Genomic DNA, 17,048 nt, shown 5'->3' on the forward strand with positions numbered 1-17,048 from the left:
GCTACTCGGATTCCTTCCATGCCTCCGCCAGCAGCGCCCGGGTTTCCCGCAGCAGCTGTGGCATGACCTTCACTCCGCCGACGACGGTAATGAAGTTCGCGTCGCCACTCCAGCGGGGCACGATGTGTTGGTGCAGGTGATCGGCGAGTGAACCCCCGGCAACGCCACCGAGATTCAGACCGACATTGAAACCCTCGGGTCGCGAGACCCGCTTCATGACGCGAATGGCCTGCTGGGTGAACGCCATCAGCTCGGCGCTCTCCTCGGCGGTGAGGTCCTCCAGATTGGCCACGCGGCGGTAGGGCACGACCATCGTGTGGCCGGGGTTGTACGGGTACAGGTTCAGCACCGCGTACACCCACTGGCCGCGCGCCAGGATGAGCCCGTCCTCATCGGTCATCTGCGGGATATCGGTGAAGGGATGCCCGGTCTTCTTGGGCACGTCCGCATTCCGCCCCTCGTCGACGGCCGCGCCGGTGATATAGGACATGCGGTACGGCGTCCACAGCCGCTGCAGGCGATCCGGATCCCCCGCACCCACATCCACGATCTGCTCGCTCGGTGCCGAATCTTCTTGCGCGGCAGTCTCGTTATCGAGATTGCCGGACGCCGTAACCTCACTCATGCGTTGGCGCTCCGAATTTCGAACCCCTCCGCCGTGGGAGAGCTGTTGTCGCGCCGCTGAATCCAATCGACAATGGTGGCGATGGCGTCGGCCACCGGCACACCGTTGACCTGGGTGCCGTCGCGGAAGCGGAAGCTCACCGCGCCCGCCTCCACATCGCGCGCCCCGGCCAGCAGCATGAACGGGATCTTCTGCGCGGTCTGGTTGAAGATCTTCTTCTGCATGCGGTCGTCGCTGCGATCGACCTCGGCGCGAATGCCCTGCGCGGCAAGCTCTTCGACGACGGCGTCCAAATGCTCGGCGAAGGTCTCGGCGACCGGGATGCCCACCACCTGCACCGGGGCCAGCCAGGCCGGGAACGCGCCCGCGTAGTGCTCGGTGAGCACGCCGAAGAAGCGCTCGATGGAACCGAACAGCGCGCGGTGGATCATGACCGGGCGATGCTTGGAGCCGTCGGAGCCGGTGTACTCCAGCTCGAAGCGCTCGGGCAGGTTGAAGTCGAGCTGAATGGTCGACATCTGCCAGGTGCGGCCCAGGGCGTCCTTGGCCTGCACGGAGATCTTGGGACCGTAGAACGCGGCCCCGCCCGGATCCGGCACCAGCTCCAGACCGGAGTCGGTGGCCACCTTGCGCAGGGTTTCGGTGGCCTCCTCCCACAGCTCGTCGGAGCCCACGAACTTCTTCGGGTCCTTGGTGGACAGCTCGAGGTAGAAGTCGTCGAGGCCGTAATCGCGCAGCAGCGAGAGCACGAACTGCAGCGTGGAGGTGAGCTCCGCGTGCATCTGCTCCTTGGTGCAGTAGATGTGCGCGTCGTCCTGGGTCATACCGCGCACGCGGGTCAGGCCGTGCACCACGCCGGACTTCTCGTAGCGGTACACCGAGCCGAACTCGAACATGCGCAGCGGCAGCTCCCGGTACGACCGGCCGCGCGACCGGAAGATCAGGTTGTGCATGGGGCAGTTCATCGGCTTGACGTAGTAGTCCTGGCCGGGCTTGCGCACCGTGCCGTCCTCGTTGAGTTCGGCGTCCAGGTGCATGGCCGGGAACATGCCGTCGCGGTACCAGTCCAGGTGGCCGGAGACCTCGAACAGATGGCCCTTGGTGATGTGCGGGGTATTGACGAACTCGTAGCCCGCGGCGATATGCCGACGCCGCGAGTAGTCCTCGAGCTCCTTGCGGATGATGCCGCCCTTGGGGTGGAACACCGGCAGGCCCGAGCCCAGCTCGTCCGGGAACGAGAACAGATCCAGTTCCAGGCCCAGCTTGCGGTGGTCGCGCTTCTCGGCCTCTTCCAGCAGGCGCAGGTACTCGTCCTGGGCCTCCGGGGATTCCCACGCGGTGCCGTATATGCGCTGCAGATCCTCGCGGCTCTGATCGCCGCGCCAGTAGGCGGCCGAGGAGCGGGTCAGCTTGAAGGCCGGAATGTACTTGGTGGTCGGGATGTGCGGGCCGCGGCACAGATCGCCCCACAGCTTCTCGCCGGTGCGCGGATCCAGATTGTCGTAGATGGTCAGCTCTTTACCGCCGACCTCCATGATCTCCGGATCGTCGATACCCGACTTGTCGGAGATGAGCTCCAGCTTGAACGGCTCCTTGGACAGTTCGACGCGGGCGTCCTCGACCTCGACCACGCGCCGCGAAAAACGCTGCGCGCCTTTGACGATCTTCTTCATCCGGGATTCCAGCTTGGCCAGATCCTCGGGGGTGAAGGGGCGGTCGACCTGGAAGTCGTAGTAGAAGCCGTCCTTGATGAACGGGCCGATGCCGAGCTTGGCCTCGGGGAACTCCTGCTGCACGGCCTGGGCCAGCACGTGCGCGGCCGAATGCCGGATCACATTGCGGCCGTCCGGGGAGTCGGCGGTGACGGCCTCGACCTCGACGTCGGTGTCCGGAATCCAGGACAGGTCCTTGAGGTTGCCCTCGTCGTCGCGCACGACGATGACCGCGTCCGGGCCCTTGCTGGGCAGGTCCGCCTCGCGCACCGCGGCACCCGCCGTAGTCCCGGCCGGCACCCGGACGAGGGCGGCTGGGGATTTCGGCGGTGAGGTGTTCACGGCTGCGCACTCCTTGGCAGTATCGTAGGCGAGGGGGCGCCTCGCCGATCTTATTCGGATGGCCGGTCCTGCCTCGTGGCGGTGCACGACAGGCAAGACTCCGGCGCGCACCATGCTATCGGCATGGTCCCGGCCCCGCGTCGATGGACCATGCCGTCGCGTCGCCGCCGGGGGCCCCGGCGACCCGGCGCACGTGCCGCGAACGCGATCCGCCCACGCCGCCGAGACCTTCCGACCGTCGCGGCGCGGGCTGATCCGACCGTCCCGGCCCCGTCTCCGCGGGCCCGCCCCGCACCGCGTCGAAGCAGCTCAGCCGCGCGCCGCCAACTCCGCCAGCAGCTGTTCCCGTTGCGCCGCAGGACGTTTCGGGCAGCTGGTGCACATTTCGCAGCCCGGCACCTCGAAGACCAGGCAGCAGGAGATACGACGCACAAAAGTGCGCCCGCCGATATCACTGAAGCGCGGTACCGGCAGCCGTCCGGCCACCTCGCGCGCCAGATGCGCCCCCACCTCTTCATCGCCCGCGTCCAGGGCGCGATTGCCGATAGCGTCGGCGACGATCACCCAGAGCGACGCCTCGCCCGCGCCCGACACGCGCGACACCACCGGAATGACCTGCGAGAGGGTGTGCCGCAGCAGCGGCCCCGCACCGGTGCGCGGAATCTCCCAGCCGAGCGTGTCGCACGCGCGGCCGGCGCAGGCTCCCGCCTGGGCCACGGTCATGTCGCCCGAGGGCGACGCGACCGCCGGTTCCGGCACGACGGGCTCGAGTTCGATACCCAGCTCGAGTTCGATACCCGGCTCGAGTTCGACGCCCGGCTCGAGCCGGATCCCGGCCTCCGGGTGTGCACCGGACGCGAGCGCGGCCACCGCCTCGGGCGTGATCTGGAGGACCTGCTCGATCCCGCCGTCGGGGCGAATCTCGAGGGCCAGATGTTCGAGGGTGGGGTCGAAGTCCTCGTCATCGTGCGCATAGGCGACCACGATCGGTTTCACCAGCGAGGAGGCGGCCATGCACCACCACAGGGTGCCGGAGACGCGGACGTCGCCGGTGCCACAGGAGATCCCCATATCGGCAATGCGCTCCCCCAGCCACTCCGGCCGGAGCAGTTCCGTGCCAGGCACGATCACCGGCCCGATGTTCACCGGAACAGCGGACTGCGCAGTGGTTCCCATTCGACTCCGATCAGGTCGCCGACGACGCCGAAGGTTCCGAGCAGCCACAGCGTCGCCAGTACGAGGGCGAGCGTCGCCACCGCACCAAGCCCCTTGACCAGCCATCCCTGCGCGGAATACCAGTCCATGACCCGCCGATACCGCCCGTGCGTCCAGTGCAGAGTCCGATGCTCCCAGGCGAATTCGGTGGCCAGGATCCCCAGCCCCGCGAAAACGATCAGCCAGCCCGGGCCCGGATACGGAATCGCGAGAATCCCGACCACCAGTACCGCGACACCGAGCACGCCCACCGCGATGCGGTAGACGACGTTCAGCGTAGGCCGATCCGCCACGTGCCCTCGCAAGGCGCGCCAGCGCCGCCACTTCCCCGTCGCACTTTCCGGCGACTCCCCCGCGGTCCGCGGATCCGGATCAATCTCGGTGCTCACACAGCCCAGATTACGTCCGCCCGCGCCCCCCGCCCTCCGGGAAAGCCCCCAATCCGCCATCACCCCAAGGAGGTAATGCACCGGTACGCACCCCTTCTCGCTGGTGCACACCCTCTATAGAGGGTGTGCACCAGCGAGAAGGGGTGCGTAGTGGCCGTCAGCTCATGGCGGCGGCCAACTCGGCGGATAGGTCGGCGTCGTCGATTTCGGCGATGCCGTCGGGCCGTACTTCGAGGACCCGGGCGGTGCCGATATCGAAGAACAGGCCCGACAGGGCTACTCCGCGTTCGTGAATGGCGCGGCGGACCACCGGGTGGGCCGAGAGGGTTTCCAGTTGGACCGCGACATTGACCATGGCCAGTTGGTCGGGGACGCCGAAGCCCGCGCGGGCGGCGGCGAAGGCGACCGGGTGGCCGCGGCGGAAGCGGTCCAGGCTGGGGGCCGCATTGCGGAGCCAGGCGCCCAGGCCGGGGCCGCTGGGCGGATCCGCCAGCAGGGCATTCATGGCGCCGCAGGACGAATGTCCGCACACCACAACGTGATCGACCTGGAGTTCGTCCAGGGCGAAGGACAGGGCCGCTTCGATGGAGCTGTCGCGGCCCTGCGGGGGCACCAGGTTGCCGACATTGCGGACGGTGAACAGGTCGCCGGGCCCGGTATTGGTGATGACATTGGGCACGATGCGGGAATCCGCGCAGGTGAGGAAGAGCGAGTGCGGGTTCTGGCCGTCGCGCAGTTCGTCCAGGTGCGGGCGGACCACGTGGGCGTGGCGGCGGTGGTATTCGGCGACACCGGCGGTGACCGGGTTGCCGTCCTCGCCCTTGCGCCAGGGGCGCAGCACATCGTCGAGCAGATTGCGGGCGTGGCCGCGGACCGGCGGGCCGGTCACGGCATCGGCCATGGGGACCGTGCCCAGTTCGACGAAATCGACGCGGCCGCCGGTGGTTTCGTGCTGGCGCGCCCAGTCGTGGATGGCCTCGTAGGCGGCGTGGTCGAGGAAGTCGACGCTCATCTCGATCAGTACGTCGGCCCCGGCGGGCACCTTCACCAGTTCCTTGGACAGCTTGGGCAGCGCCAGGAAGGTGCAGGTGCCGTCCACGCTGATCAGCCAGTTGTCGGCGCCCTCCACCGGCCCGGCCACGATCACGACCTTGACCACGCGCCACAGCAGCAGCGCGAAGGCCAGCACCAGGCCGACGAGCACGCCTTCGAGGAGGTTCAGGAAGACCACGCCCAGCACGGTGACGACATAGACGAGCAGATCGCCGGTGCGGTGCGCCAGTTTGATGTGGGCGGTCTTGACCAGCTGGATGCCGACCACGATGAGCAGACCGGCCAGCGCGGACTTCGGAATCTGCTGCACCACGGCGACCAGGGCCACCGAGAACACCAGGATCCAGATGCCGTGCAGGAAGGCCGAGGCGCGGGTGCGGGCCCCGGCCTGCACATTGGTGGCGCTGCGCACGATGACGCCGGTGACCGGCAGGCCGCCGAGCAGCCCGGAGGTCATATTGGCGGCGCCCTGGGCCATGAGCTCCTTGTCGAAATTGGTGCGCGGGCCGGTGTGCATCTTGTCCACGGCGACCGCGGACAGCAGGCTCTCGACGCTGGCGATGAGCGCGATGGTCAGCACCGCGAGCGCGACGGCCCCCCAGCCCCCACTGGGAATCTCCGGCAGCCCGATGGCGTCGAACAGCGAGCCGCTCAAGACGATTCGCTCCACAGTGCCGGGCACCACCAGCGACAGCAGTGTGCCCGCGACGACGGCGACCAGCGGTCCGGGAAGCACCCTCAGCTTCCCGGGCATGTATTTCCAGCCCAGCATGACGGCGATGACGACCGAGCCGATGAGCAGGTCGTTGCCGTGCAGGCTGGTCAGTTCACCGGGCAGCTGCACGATGTTCTGGAAGGCCGTGCTGTGCGAGGACCCGCCCAGCAGCACATGCAGCTGCTGCAGCGCGATGGTGATGCCGATTCCGGCGAGCATGGCGTGCACCACGACCGGCGCGATGGCCAGCGCGGCGCGGGCGATCCGGCTCAGGCCGAACAGGATCTGCAGCGCTCCGGCCGCGACGGTAATGAAACAGGCTGTCTTCCAGCCGAATTTGCTGATGGTCTCGGCGACCACCACGGTCAGGCCCGCGGCCGGGCCGCTCACCTGCAAGGGCGAACCGCCGAGCAGGCCCACCACCACGCCGCCCACTACGGCGGCTATGAGACCGGCGGCAATGGGGGCGTCGGAGGCGACGGCAATGCCCAGCGACAAGGGCAGGGCGACGAGGAAGACGACGAATGAGGCCGGCAAATCGTGGCGCAACCAATTGTTGAACCGGTCAGTCGGTCTGCCTGGCGGTGAATCGGTGTCGAGGGACATCTCGGCTCCTTCTCCGGAGCACTCGCTCCGAAAGACGTCGAACATGTTCTGCGGGCATCGAATTGATGCTGTGGGCGGCATTGGCCACAGACTCACCGGACGAGCTGCCGACAGGATAAAAGTAAAATCTTAGCAAAGGCTGAGAAAACCTGAGTCACAATGTAAAACGGGCGTGAACCTTGTGTGAGGTCACGCCCGCACCATGCTGGCTACTCTGCGCCATCGCCCCGGTAGACCGGGATTTTCAGGCCGGTTGCGGCTCGGCCACCGGGTGGTTCAGGTCATCGATTTCGGCAATGCCGTCGACCGTGACCTCCACCACTCTGGCGGTCGCGATATCGAAGAACAGGCCGGACAGCACCACGCCGCGCTCCTCCACGCCCCGGCGGACCACCGGATGGGCGTAGAGCGTCTCCAATTGCACGGCCACGTTCACCATGCCCAGCTGGTCGATCGGCCCGAAGCCCGCCGCCGCGGCCGCCCGCCCCACCCGGTGCCCGCCGTGGAAGGCCGCCAGACTCGACCGGGCATGGGCCAGCCAGTCGTCCAGACCCGATCCGGTGACGGCCTCCCGGTACAGCGCATCCATTGCGCCGCAACCGGAATGCCCGCACGCCACCACCGAGCGCACATCGAGTTTGTCGAGGGCGTAGACGATGGCGGCCTCCATGGAGGCATCGCGGCCGTGCGCGGGAATCAGATTGCCCACATTGCGCACGGTGAACAGATCGCCCGGACCGCTATTGGTGATGACATTGGGCACGATCCGGGAATCGGCGCAGTTCAGGAAGAGGGCGTCGGGTTCCTGCCCGTCGAGCATCTCGCCCAGGTGCGGGCGCATGACATGGGCGTGACTGCGGTGATAGGTCGCGATACCGGCCACGATCGGGTCGACCCGCGCGCCGGTGCGCCGCCGGGGGCCGAGCACATCATTGAGGATGCGGCGGCCGTGACCGCGCGTCGGCGGGCCGGAACCGGCATTGGCCATGCGCGCCGAACCCATTTCCACGCATTCGACGCTGCCGCCGTCGGCGCGATGGCCGCGCATCCACTCCTCCAGCGCCTCGCAGGCGGCGTGGTCCAGGAAGTCGACCGTCATCTCGAGCGTAACGGCCGCTCCGGCAGGGATTTTCGCCAGTTCCTTGGTGAGCTTGGGCAGCGCCAGGAAGGTGCAGACGCCATCGATGGTGACCAGCCAGCGGCGCGAGTCGATGGCCGAGGCGGCGACCGCGACGCGCACCACTCGCCACAGCAGCAGCGCGAAGGCCACCTCCAGGCCGATGAGCACGCCTTCGAGGAGGTTGAGCAGCACCACGCCCGCGATGGTGATGGCGTACACCGCCAGATCGCCGGTGCGGTGCGCGAGCTTGATATGGGCCAGCTTCACCAATTGGACACCGACAACAATGAGCAGACCGGCCAGCGCGGCCCTGGGAATCTGCTGCACCATGCCCACCAGCGCGACGGCGAAGACCAGCACCCAGATGCCGTGCAGCACACCGGATGCGCGGGTGCGCGCCCCGGCCTGCACATTGGTGGCGCTGCGCACGATCACTCCGGTCACGGGCAGACCGCCCAGCAGGCCGGAGGTCAGATTGGCCGCGCCCTGCCCGAGCAGTTCGCGGTCGAAGTTCGTGCGGCTCCCGCCCGCCATCCTGTCGACGGCGACCGCCGACAGCAGGCTCTCCACACTCGCGATGAGCGCGATGGTCAGGACGGACAGGGCGATGACGCCCCAGCTCTGATCCGGAATCTCCGGCAGGCCGACGGCATCGAAGAGCGATCCGTCCAGCCGCACCCGGTCCGCGTCCCCCGGCAGCGCGAATGCCAGTGCGGTGCCGCCCAATACCGCGACCAGCGGCCCGGGGATCACCCGCACCCGCGGCGGCATCCAGCGCCAGCCGACCATGATGGCGATCACGGCGCAGCCGATGACCACCGCCTCCCCGTGCACATCGAGCAGCTGCTGCGGCAGTGCGGCGATGTTCTGCACCGCCGTACTGTGCGACGAACCGCCCAGCAGCACGTGCACCTGCTGCAAGGCGATGGTGATGCCGATGCCCGCGAGCATGGCGTACACCACCACGGGCGCGATGGCCAGCGCCCCGCGCGCAATCCTGCTGAGCCCGAAGACGATCTGTAATACGCCCGCCGCCGCGGTGATGAAACAGGCTCCACGCCAGCCGAACTTGTCGATGGTCTCGACGACGACCACGGTCAGGCCCGCCGCCGGGCCACTCACCTGAAGATTCGATCCGCCGAGCACACCGGCTACCACTCCGCCTACGACGGCGGCTATGAGGCCGACCTCGACCAGTGCATTGGATGCGACGGCAATCCCGAGGGAGAGGGGCAGCGCGACCAGGAAGACCACCACCGAGGCGGGTAGGTCGTATCGCACCACTGTTGCCAATCGCGGAAGCGACGTCCGGAGTGCTTGATCGGTGTCGGTGGACATATTTCTCCTTCGCCGGAGCGGCGAGCCAGTCCGGTTCATCGGTCAACATGTACTGGCATCGAGAGCGAGCGGCGGGCGCAGCTGTGACAGCACGACGCCATGGAGAACAACGAACGGCAAAATCGTAAAGACAGTGCAAAGAACCTGAAAAGGGTTTGCGTCGATTGGGGCGAACTGCGATCAAAATGTGATCTGGGCCACTCGGCGCATACCTCTCGGTCGGGTGTCCAAAACGTCCGCGATGCACATGCGTCCGGCGTTACACTCGACACGCCAGAGTGGCTGAAAGCTTAACGGACACAATGACTTCCGCTCGGGGTTATGCTTTCGTTTGCAAAGAAACGACAAGACAATGATTCTGGTATTCGTAGCCAAGGACATGAGCATCGTCGACAAGGGCTACAAGGACTCCTACACCGACAAGAGCGATAGCTTCGGCATCGCCTACGCCTACAACAAGAAGTTGTGGCCCGGTGGCATCCGGCTGGAGAAGAAGGAGAACCTCTTCATCACCGCGCACGGCAACGACGAAGAGATCGGCGACGCGGACGACACCGGCCCGGCCATGTCCTTCGAAGCCGCCACCCTGGCGGGCATTCTCAAGCAGATCATCCCCACCGGATACACCGGCGATATTTACCTGTCCACCTGCAACTCCTACGAGTACGCCAAATCCCTCGAGGCCAGCCTGGGCACCCTGACCTCCGGCAGCGACTTCTACGGAACCAAGAAGACCATCCCCTACAAGATCCAGGGGCCCGGCGGCAGCAACTGGCACAAGGTGACCACCTGAGCGACGGCGTGATACGGGCACTCCCGGCCGAGGGTGAGGGGCGTTCGGCCGGGAGTGCGTCCGGGGCCACGTCAGGTGTGCGCACCCGACGCCAGAGCAGCGGCACCCGGAGTCCGTGTCGGACGCCCGGAGGGTCGCCCGAGAATTGCGAGACGCGAAGTCACAGTCGCCCGGCGTCTTTGAGCACGCGCCGGGCCTGTGCGAACAGCATGCCGACATTGACGGTCTTGCGACAGACCACCACCACGACGACGTCCTCCCGACTTTCGGTGCGAATGAAAAGGTGGGTGAGGTTGTCGCTGTTCACCAGAATTTCCAGGAAATAATGGCGGTCGGTTCGTATTCCGCGCCGTTCCTTCCAGATATCATCGATCATGGTCACATTGCGGCCCTGGAAGATATCCAGCGTGGCCGCGGCGAGCAGATCGAGAACTTCCGGCGGATGATTGTCGATCGTGTCGACCGACAGCAGCATTCCCGTCGCCATATCGATCGCGCCGGCGGCAATGCAATCCGGCGCCTCGGACCGTAGCGCCTTCACTAGGAGCCCGACCCTGTCCGAAAGACTGCCGACACCGGTGCTGGTGGGTGTACTCATGTCGTCCTTTCTTGTTCCCGTACGGGGGTGGAAGCCTGACGTCCCGAGCTCGCGGCGCGCGGTGACGGCGTGGGCAGGGTGTCGTTGATGCCGCTGGCACCGCGGCGGCGGCGCGGTAGCACCGAGCGGGGCGTGCCCGGGCGCGGCGGCGGCTGCTCGGGGACCTCGGGGCGCACCGGCGTGATGACCAGGACCCCGGCGTCCAACATGCGCGACACCTCGACGGTCACCGCGTAGAGCCCGCGGCTGAGCAGCAGCGCGATATCGCGGCAGGTGCGCCGGCCATTGACCCAGAACAGGATGTCCTGCCAGGCCGTTCGCTCCGATCCGGCCAGCAGCGCGCGGCCGCGGTCGGTGAGCGAGAGGTGATTTCGATGCGGTGACACCGGACCGTGCGCCAGGGCCCGCAGCCGCCGCTCGGTCTCCAGCAGCAGCCAGCCCGAATCGATGCTCGGCATCGGCACCAGCCCCGGCGGCGGCACCGCCGAACTCTGCCAGCGGCAATCGCCGAGCCAGCCCGAGGCAATGGAGAAGGCGCCGTCGAGGGCCGCCATCATGGCCACCAGCCGCAGATCCGCCGCACCGCTGGAGGTGCGCCCGGGCCGCATCAGCAGATCGTGCACACCGGGCGTCCCGGCCGAGGCCACCATCACTATGTTCCCGTCGATCAGATAGAAATCCCCGCCGGGATCACCGGTTACGCGCAATATCCCGGTGCGCGATTCCACCGCCCCCGAAGACAATTCCCGAACCAATTCCCGAGTGGCTTCCCGACCGGATGTCAGCGGCCCTCCCGTATCGGAGATGTGCCCCGCGGTCATGGTCGATCTCCTGAAAATAGACACGAGCCGAGAAAAGGAAGGAATACCGATCACGGCCGCTCCATATCGAGGTGGTCGCGTGCGACATATCCTGGCAGCCCCACTGTTTTGGAGCAATGAATTCCGAAGAATTGCTCGGCGTTCGTACGCGGCGTCGCCGCGCGACACGCCCGCTACCAGTGGTCGTAGAGGCGAGATCCGCACGCGGGGACGTTAATCCGGCTTAACGGGGACGTTGCTCGCGCCGGTGCAGCGCCAGCTGGAGTTCCAGCAGCAGCCGGTCCGCCGGATCGGTGAGGACCAGGCCGGTGATGTCCTCGACGCGGCGGATGCGGTAGCGCAGCGTATTCGGATGCACCTGCAGCACCGCGGCGGCGCGGCGGACGTCGCCGTGCTCGCGCAGATAGGTCTCCGCGCTGTCGTGCAGATTCGCCGAATGCCTTCGGTCGTAATCGAACAGGGCCCGCAGGCGCGGATCGTGCAGCTCGGGCCGCGCGCGCAGCAGATCGAGCACCTCGCCGAGCAGCACCGCGGTACGCGACTCCGCGAGGGTCGTCACCCGGCCCTTGGGGAAGGTGGCGGCGGTGCTGTCGAGCACCCGGTCCACCTCGGCGCGGGCCGCGGCCACGGCCGCGAGCTCCGCCACCGGGATCACGATGGCGGCGCGCAGGGTGGGCGCGCGCTGCTCCTGCCGGTCTACCAGCTGGCGGACCCAGGCGGTGACCGCCGGTTCGGAACGGTAGCCGGGCAGCAGGACGTACACCCGTTCGGCGAAGGCCATGGTGACCGAATCGGGCCGGAAAGAGCTGGCGTGCAGGCGGATCACGCTGGCCAGATTGGCGTGATCCGATCCGGCGGGCAGGTCGGCGGCGGCGAAGCCCAGCACCGCGGCCGGACCGGAGGTCGGCAGGTGCAGCGCACCGGCGAGGGACGGGGCGTCCACGCCCTCACCGCGCACGCCGAACAGTCGCTGGTTCATGAGCGCCTCGGTGGAGGGCGCGTCCAGGATGCGGGTGATGATGCGCGCCGCAATGGCCGCCGCGCCGCGCATGACCTGCGCCGCGTCCGGGGTGAACGGGGTGTCGCCCTGTTGCAGCCAGATGGTGCCCAGCACGTCCGCGCCGCCGGTCCCGGCCGCGCGCCGAATGCCGATCACCAAGCGGCGCTTGATATTCAGCTCCGGGTGCGCGGGGACGTCGATCACCTCGTCGGTGTGGCGGATGCGGTCGAAGACGCCCCATTCGCGCAGCACCCGCAGATAGTCGCGTGGGCCCTCGCGGCCGAGGATGGATTGGATGCGCAGCGGATCGGCGGCCTCGCCGGAGGCGGAGTAGGCCAGCACGTGCGAGGCCTGATCCTCGATGGACACCATGCCCCCGGCCTGATGCGCGACCAGCTGCGCGAGACCGTACAGGTCGGTATCGGCGGTGAGTGCTTCCGCGGTCATGAGACACCGCCCTTCGGCCTACTGAACAACAAATCGGTCCAATCCTTGTCCATTCGGCTCAATCTCGGGAGCGGTTTGCGTAGTTGACTCGCGGTCACCGGAATGTGTCCCAGCGCACAGACCCGAACGCGCTATCGAACAAGGAGTCGTCATGGACGCCATCGCGACCACGCCCACCCCGGTCAACGAACCGGTCGGAACCTTCGCCCCCGGCAGCCCCGAACGGGCCCGGCTGCAGGCGAAGCTGGCCGAACTCGCCGCCACGCCCACCGAGGTGCACAACGTCATCGGCGGCCAGTATCGCCGCACGAACGGATCGGTCATCGAGGTCGTCCAGCCGCACCGGCACGCCGCGACCCTGGGCACCGTCACCGCGGCGGGACCGGCCGATGTCCAGGACGCGGTCGAGGCCGCCGCCGCGGCGGCGCCCGGCTGGCGGGCGCTGTCCTTCGAGGACCGCGCCGCCATCTTCCTGCGCGCCGCGGATCTGCTGGCCGGGCCGTGGCGCGAAACCATTGCCGCCGCAACCATGCTCGGGCAGTCCAAGACCGCGTACCAGGCCGAGATCGACGCGCCCTGCGAGCTGGTCGACTTCTGGCGGTTCAATGTGCATTTCGCGCGGCAGATCCTGGCCGAGCAGCCCATCTCGACGCCGGGCGTGTGGAATCGCCTGGAATACCGGTCGCTCGAGGGGTTCGTCTACGCCGTCACGCCGTTCAACTTCACCGCCATCGCGGGCAATCTGCCCACCGCGCCCGCGCTCATGGGCAATACGGTGATCTGGAAACCCGCACTGACGCAATCGGTCGCGGCGTACTGGACCATGAAACTGCTGGAGGCGGCGGGGCTGCCGCCCGGTGTGATCAACCTGGTCAATGGCGCCGGGCCCAAGGTGTCGGATGTGGTGCTGGCCGATCGGCGGCTCGCGGGGGTGCATTTCACCGGTTCCACCAAGACCTTTCAGCACCTGTGGCGGGCGGTGGCGGCCAATCTGGCCGATTACCGGACCTATCCGCGACTCGTCGGCGAGACCGGCGGCAAGGATTTCGTGCTCGCCCACCCGTCGGCGGATCCGGAGGTGCTGACCACGGCGCTGCTGCGCGGCGCGTTCGACTATCAGGGCCAGAAGTGCTCGGCGGCCTCGCGGGCGTTCATCCCGAAGTCGGTGTGGGCGCGCATGGGTGACGATCTGATCGACAAGACCGCGGCGCTGCGCTACGGCGATGTCAGCGATTTCACGAATTTCGTTGGGGCCGTGATCGATCGGCACGCCTTCGAGCGCAATGCCGAAGCCATCGCACGCGCCAAGGCCACCCCCGGTCTCACCATCGCCGCGGGCGGCAGCGTCGACGACAGCGTCGGATACTTCGTCGATCCGACCATCCTGCTCGGCGAGGATCCCGCCGACGAGGCGTTCCGCACCGAGTACTTCGGGCCCATCCTGAGCGTGCACGTCTACGACGACGCGGTGGCCGGATCCTTCGAGACCGCCATGGAATACATCGACGAGGGCTCGGCCTACGGGCTCACCGGATCGATCATCGCCGACGACCGGACCGCGGTCGCGCGGGCCACCGAGCGGCTCACCTTCGCGGCGGGCAATTTCTACATCAACGACAAGCCCACCGGTGCGGTGGTCGGCCAGCAGCCCTTCGGCGGCGGGCGCGCCTCGGGCACCAATGACAAGGCGGGCTCGGCGCAGAACCTGCTGCGGTGGACCTCCGCTCGCACCATCAAGGAGACCTTCGTGCCGCCGACCGAGCACCTGTACCCGCATCAGGCCACCGATCTGGAGAACCGATGACAACCGCCGGACTGCTGCGGCCCGCCATGCTGGCCGCCTCCCGCTCCCCGCGCCTGGAGCGCACCATCAGCCGTATGCTCGCCACAAAGAAGCTGGTGGATCGATTCGTCGCGGGCACCTCCGAGCTGGACGCCATCACGGCGGCCGAAAACCTGCTCGGCTCCGGTCGATTCATCTCCATCGACTATCTCGGCGAGGACACCACCGAGATCGAGCAGGCACGGACCACTGTGGCGCATTATCTGTCCCTGCTGCCCGCGCTGGCGGAGCTGTCCGCCGCCGGAACCGCTCGGCCGCTGGAGGTTTCGCTCAAGCTGTCGGCGCTGGGCCAATCCCTGCCGCGTGACGGGCATGCCATCGCGCTCGCACACGCCCATGAAATCTGCTCCGCCGCAACGGCCGTGGGCGTGGCGGTGACCATCGACGCCGAGGATCACACCACCACCGACTCCACCCTGGGCATCGTGCGGGAACTGCGGGCGGAGTTCCCCGACCTGGGCACGGTCTTGCAGGCGTATCTGCGGCGCACCGCGGATGACTGCCGGGCGCTGGCCGGACCGGGTTCGCGAATCCGGTTGTGCAAGGGCGCCTATCGGGAGCCCGCGAGCGTGGCCTATCAAAGCAAGACGGATGTGGACCTGTCGTATCTGCGCTGCCTGCGCATCCTCATGGACGGCCAGGGTTATCCGATGGTGGCCACCCACGATCCGGCCATGATCGCGGCCGCGCAGCGGTACGCCACCGAATGCTACCGCGGCAGCGAGGATTTCGAGTTCCAGATGCTGCACGGCATTCGGGAGCCCGAACAGCTGCGGCTGGTGGGCGCGGGCCACCGCCTGCGGGTGTATCTGCCCTACGGCGACCAGTGGTACGGCTACTTCATGCGCAGACTCGCCGAACGGCCCGCCAACCTGGCATTCTTCCTGCGCTCGCTGACCCCTGGCAATCGGCGCTGACTCCAGCACATAGTGTGACCTGCGTTATGCACCATCGGGCATCGCAGTAGAGAAAGGAACATCCGCATATGGCCCTCGCGGAATTGCGCACTCAGATGTTGCGCCGCAAACCCCTCCGGGAAGTCGAGGAGGACACGCCCGCCGATGAGCGGCTGGCCCGGCACCTCGGGCTCTGGCAGCTCACGGCGATCGGCGTCGGCGGCATTATCGGCGCGGGCATCTTCACCCTCGCCGGATCGGTCGCGCATTCCGTCACCGGGCCCTCGGTGCTGATCTCCTTCCTCATCGCCGGTGTCGCCAGCGCCGCGGCCGCGCTGTGTTATGCCGAATTCGCGGGCATGGTCCCGAAAGCGGGTTCGGCATACACCTACGGCTATGTCTCCCTCGGTGAGCTGGCGGGGTGGTTTATCGGCTGGGATCTGCTGCTGGAATACATCGCGGTCGCGGCGGTGGTCGCCATCGGCGTCTCGGGCTACTTCCGATTCCTGTTGGAGCAGGTGAACATCGACCTGCCCAATTGGATGATGGGCGCCTCCGGCACCGGTGACGGTCACGTCGTGGACGTGTTCGCCATACTGTTCTGCCTCGGCACCGCCTTCGTGCTCTCCCGCGGCATTCGCAGCGTCGGCCGCTTCGAGACGGTCACGGTGGCCATCAAGGTCGCCCTGGTGGTCCTGATCATCGTCCTCGGCGTCTTCCACATCGACAGCTCCAACTACACCCCGTACTTCCCGTTCGGCGCGGGCGCGGTGTGGACCGGCGCGGCCACGGTCTTCTTCGCGGTCTTCGGCTACGACGCCATGAGCACCGCCGCCGAGGAATCCGTCGACGGCAAGAAGCACCTACCCAAGGCGATCCTGTACTCCCTCGCCATCGCCATGGTGCTGTACGTGCTGGCCACCCTGGTCCTGACCGGTATGCAGAAATACACCGAGATCAGCCCCACCAGCGGCTTCTCCACCGCCTTCGAATCCGTCGGCATGCCCGGCATCGCGAACATCATCGCGGTCGGAGCGATCGTCGGCATCGTCACCGTGGTGCTGACCTTCATGCTCGGCGTCACCCGCGTCTGGTTCGCCATGAGCCGCGACGGCCTGCTGCCGGAATGGTTCGCCAAAACCCATCCCACCCGCAAGGTTCCGACCCGCGTCACCTGGATCGTCGGCATCGGCTCGGCGGCCATGGCGGGCCTGCTCGATATCAGCGTGGTCGCCGAACTCACCAATATCGGCATCCTGATGGCCTTCATCGTCGTCTCGGTCGCGGTCATCGTCCTGCGCCGCACCCGCCCCGACGAACCGCGCGAATTCAAACTCCCCTTCATGCCGGTCATTCCGCTCATCGGCATCGGCTTCTCGATCTACCTGATCTGGTCGCTGCCCTGGGAGACCTGGGTCCGCTTCGCCGCCTGGCTGGTCGCGGGTCTGATCGTGTACTTCCTGTACTCCCGCACCCACTCCAAGCTGGAAAGCCCTACCGCCGCAGGGCTTTCCAAGTCCTCCTAGGTCCGCACG

General features: G+C 67.4%; 12 protein-coding genes and 1 pseudogene. 4 read left to right on the top strand and 9 right to left on the bottom strand.

Annotation, left to right across the window (positions count from 1 at the left end; genetic code table 11):
- Nucleotide 1 precedes the first annotated feature (1 nt).
- The 6 genes from NC4_RS19060 to NC4_RS19085 all read right to left on the bottom strand — a co-directional run bounded on the left by NC4_RS19060 (nt 2) and on the right by NC4_RS19085 (nt 9,115).
- Nucleotides 2-625: an ATP adenylyltransferase gene (locus tag NC4_RS19060; RefSeq protein ID WP_067540141.1), complete on the bottom strand. Its 624-nt coding sequence runs from the start codon at nt 623-625 to the stop codon at nt 2-4.
- Nucleotides 622-2,679 (bottom strand): threonine--tRNA ligase, encoded by a 2,058-nt coding sequence (thrS, locus tag NC4_RS19065; RefSeq protein ID WP_067540143.1) that lies wholly within the window; start codon nt 2,677-2,679, stop codon nt 622-624. The genes NC4_RS19060 and thrS overlap by 4 nt, the downstream gene beginning before the upstream one ends.
- A gap of 309 nt (nt 2,680-2,988) precedes the next feature.
- Nucleotides 2,989-3,855, bottom strand: a complete 867-nt coding sequence (locus NC4_RS19070; protein WP_067540146.1) for a (2Fe-2S)-binding protein — start codon at nt 3,853-3,855, stop codon at nt 2,989-2,991.
- Nucleotides 3,822-4,283 carry a TIGR02611 family protein gene (locus NC4_RS19075; RefSeq protein ID WP_245721789.1) on the bottom strand — a complete coding sequence of 154 codons (462 nt, stop codon included), beginning with the start codon at nt 4,281-4,283 and terminating at the stop codon, nt 3,822-3,824. The genes NC4_RS19070 and NC4_RS19075 overlap by 34 nt, the downstream gene beginning before the upstream one ends.
- A gap of 157 nt (nt 4,284-4,440) precedes the next feature.
- Nucleotides 4,441-6,657 (bottom strand): SulP family inorganic anion transporter, encoded by a 2,217-nt coding sequence (locus tag NC4_RS19080; protein WP_084529510.1) that lies wholly within the window; start codon nt 6,655-6,657, stop codon nt 4,441-4,443.
- 244 nt (nt 6,658-6,901) lie between these two features.
- Entirely contained in the window at nt 6,902-9,115 is a 2,214-nt protein-coding gene (locus NC4_RS19085; RefSeq protein ID WP_067540152.1) for a SulP family inorganic anion transporter, read from the bottom strand.
- Nucleotides 9,116-9,467: 352 nt separating this feature from the next.
- Between NC4_RS19085 and NC4_RS19090 the strand changes: the two genes are divergently transcribed.
- Entirely contained in the window at nt 9,468-9,908 is a 441-nt protein-coding gene (locus tag NC4_RS19090) for a hypothetical protein (protein ID WP_067540154.1), read from the top strand.
- A gap of 160 nt (nt 9,909-10,068) precedes the next feature.
- On the opposite strand, the gene NC4_RS19095 is transcribed toward NC4_RS19090, so the two are convergent.
- The 3 genes and pseudogenes from NC4_RS19095 to NC4_RS19105 form a co-directional block, all read right to left on the bottom strand.
- A complete protein-coding gene (locus tag NC4_RS19095) occupies nt 10,069-10,506 on the bottom strand; it encodes a hypothetical protein (RefSeq protein WP_067540156.1) in 438 nt (145 codons plus the stop codon).
- On the bottom strand, nt 10,503-11,327 hold the full coding sequence (locus NC4_RS19100) for a hypothetical protein (RefSeq protein ID WP_067540157.1): 825 nt from the start codon (nt 11,325-11,327) through the stop codon (nt 10,503-10,505). The genes NC4_RS19095 and NC4_RS19100 overlap by 4 nt, the downstream gene beginning before the upstream one ends.
- A gap of 223 nt (nt 11,328-11,550) precedes the next feature.
- Nucleotides 11,551-12,765: pseudogene (locus tag NC4_RS19105) on the bottom strand (PucR family transcriptional regulator); the annotation flags it as partial.
- Between the two features lie 160 nt (nt 12,766-12,925).
- Here NC4_RS19105 and pruA point away from each other — a divergent pair.
- The 3 genes from pruA (at nt 12,926) to NC4_RS19120 (ending at nt 17,039) form a co-directional block, all read left to right on the top strand.
- Nucleotides 12,926-14,578, top strand: coding sequence for an L-glutamate gamma-semialdehyde dehydrogenase (pruA, locus tag NC4_RS19110; RefSeq protein WP_067540161.1), 1,653 nt, complete (start codon nt 12,926-12,928; stop codon nt 14,576-14,578).
- Entirely contained in the window at nt 14,575-15,534 is a 960-nt protein-coding gene (locus NC4_RS19115; protein ID WP_067540164.1) for a proline dehydrogenase family protein, read from the top strand. Before pruA ends, NC4_RS19115 begins: the two co-directional genes overlap by 4 nt.
- 68 nt (nt 15,535-15,602) lie before the next feature.
- Entirely contained in the window at nt 15,603-17,039 is a 1,437-nt protein-coding gene (locus NC4_RS19120) for an amino acid permease (RefSeq protein ID WP_067540167.1), read from the top strand.
- Nucleotides 17,040-17,048: the final 9 nt, after the last annotated feature.

This window comes from Nocardia crassostreae, assembly GCF_001613405.1.
GTDB lineage: Bacteria > Actinomycetota > Actinomycetes > Mycobacteriales > Mycobacteriaceae > Nocardia > Nocardia crassostreae.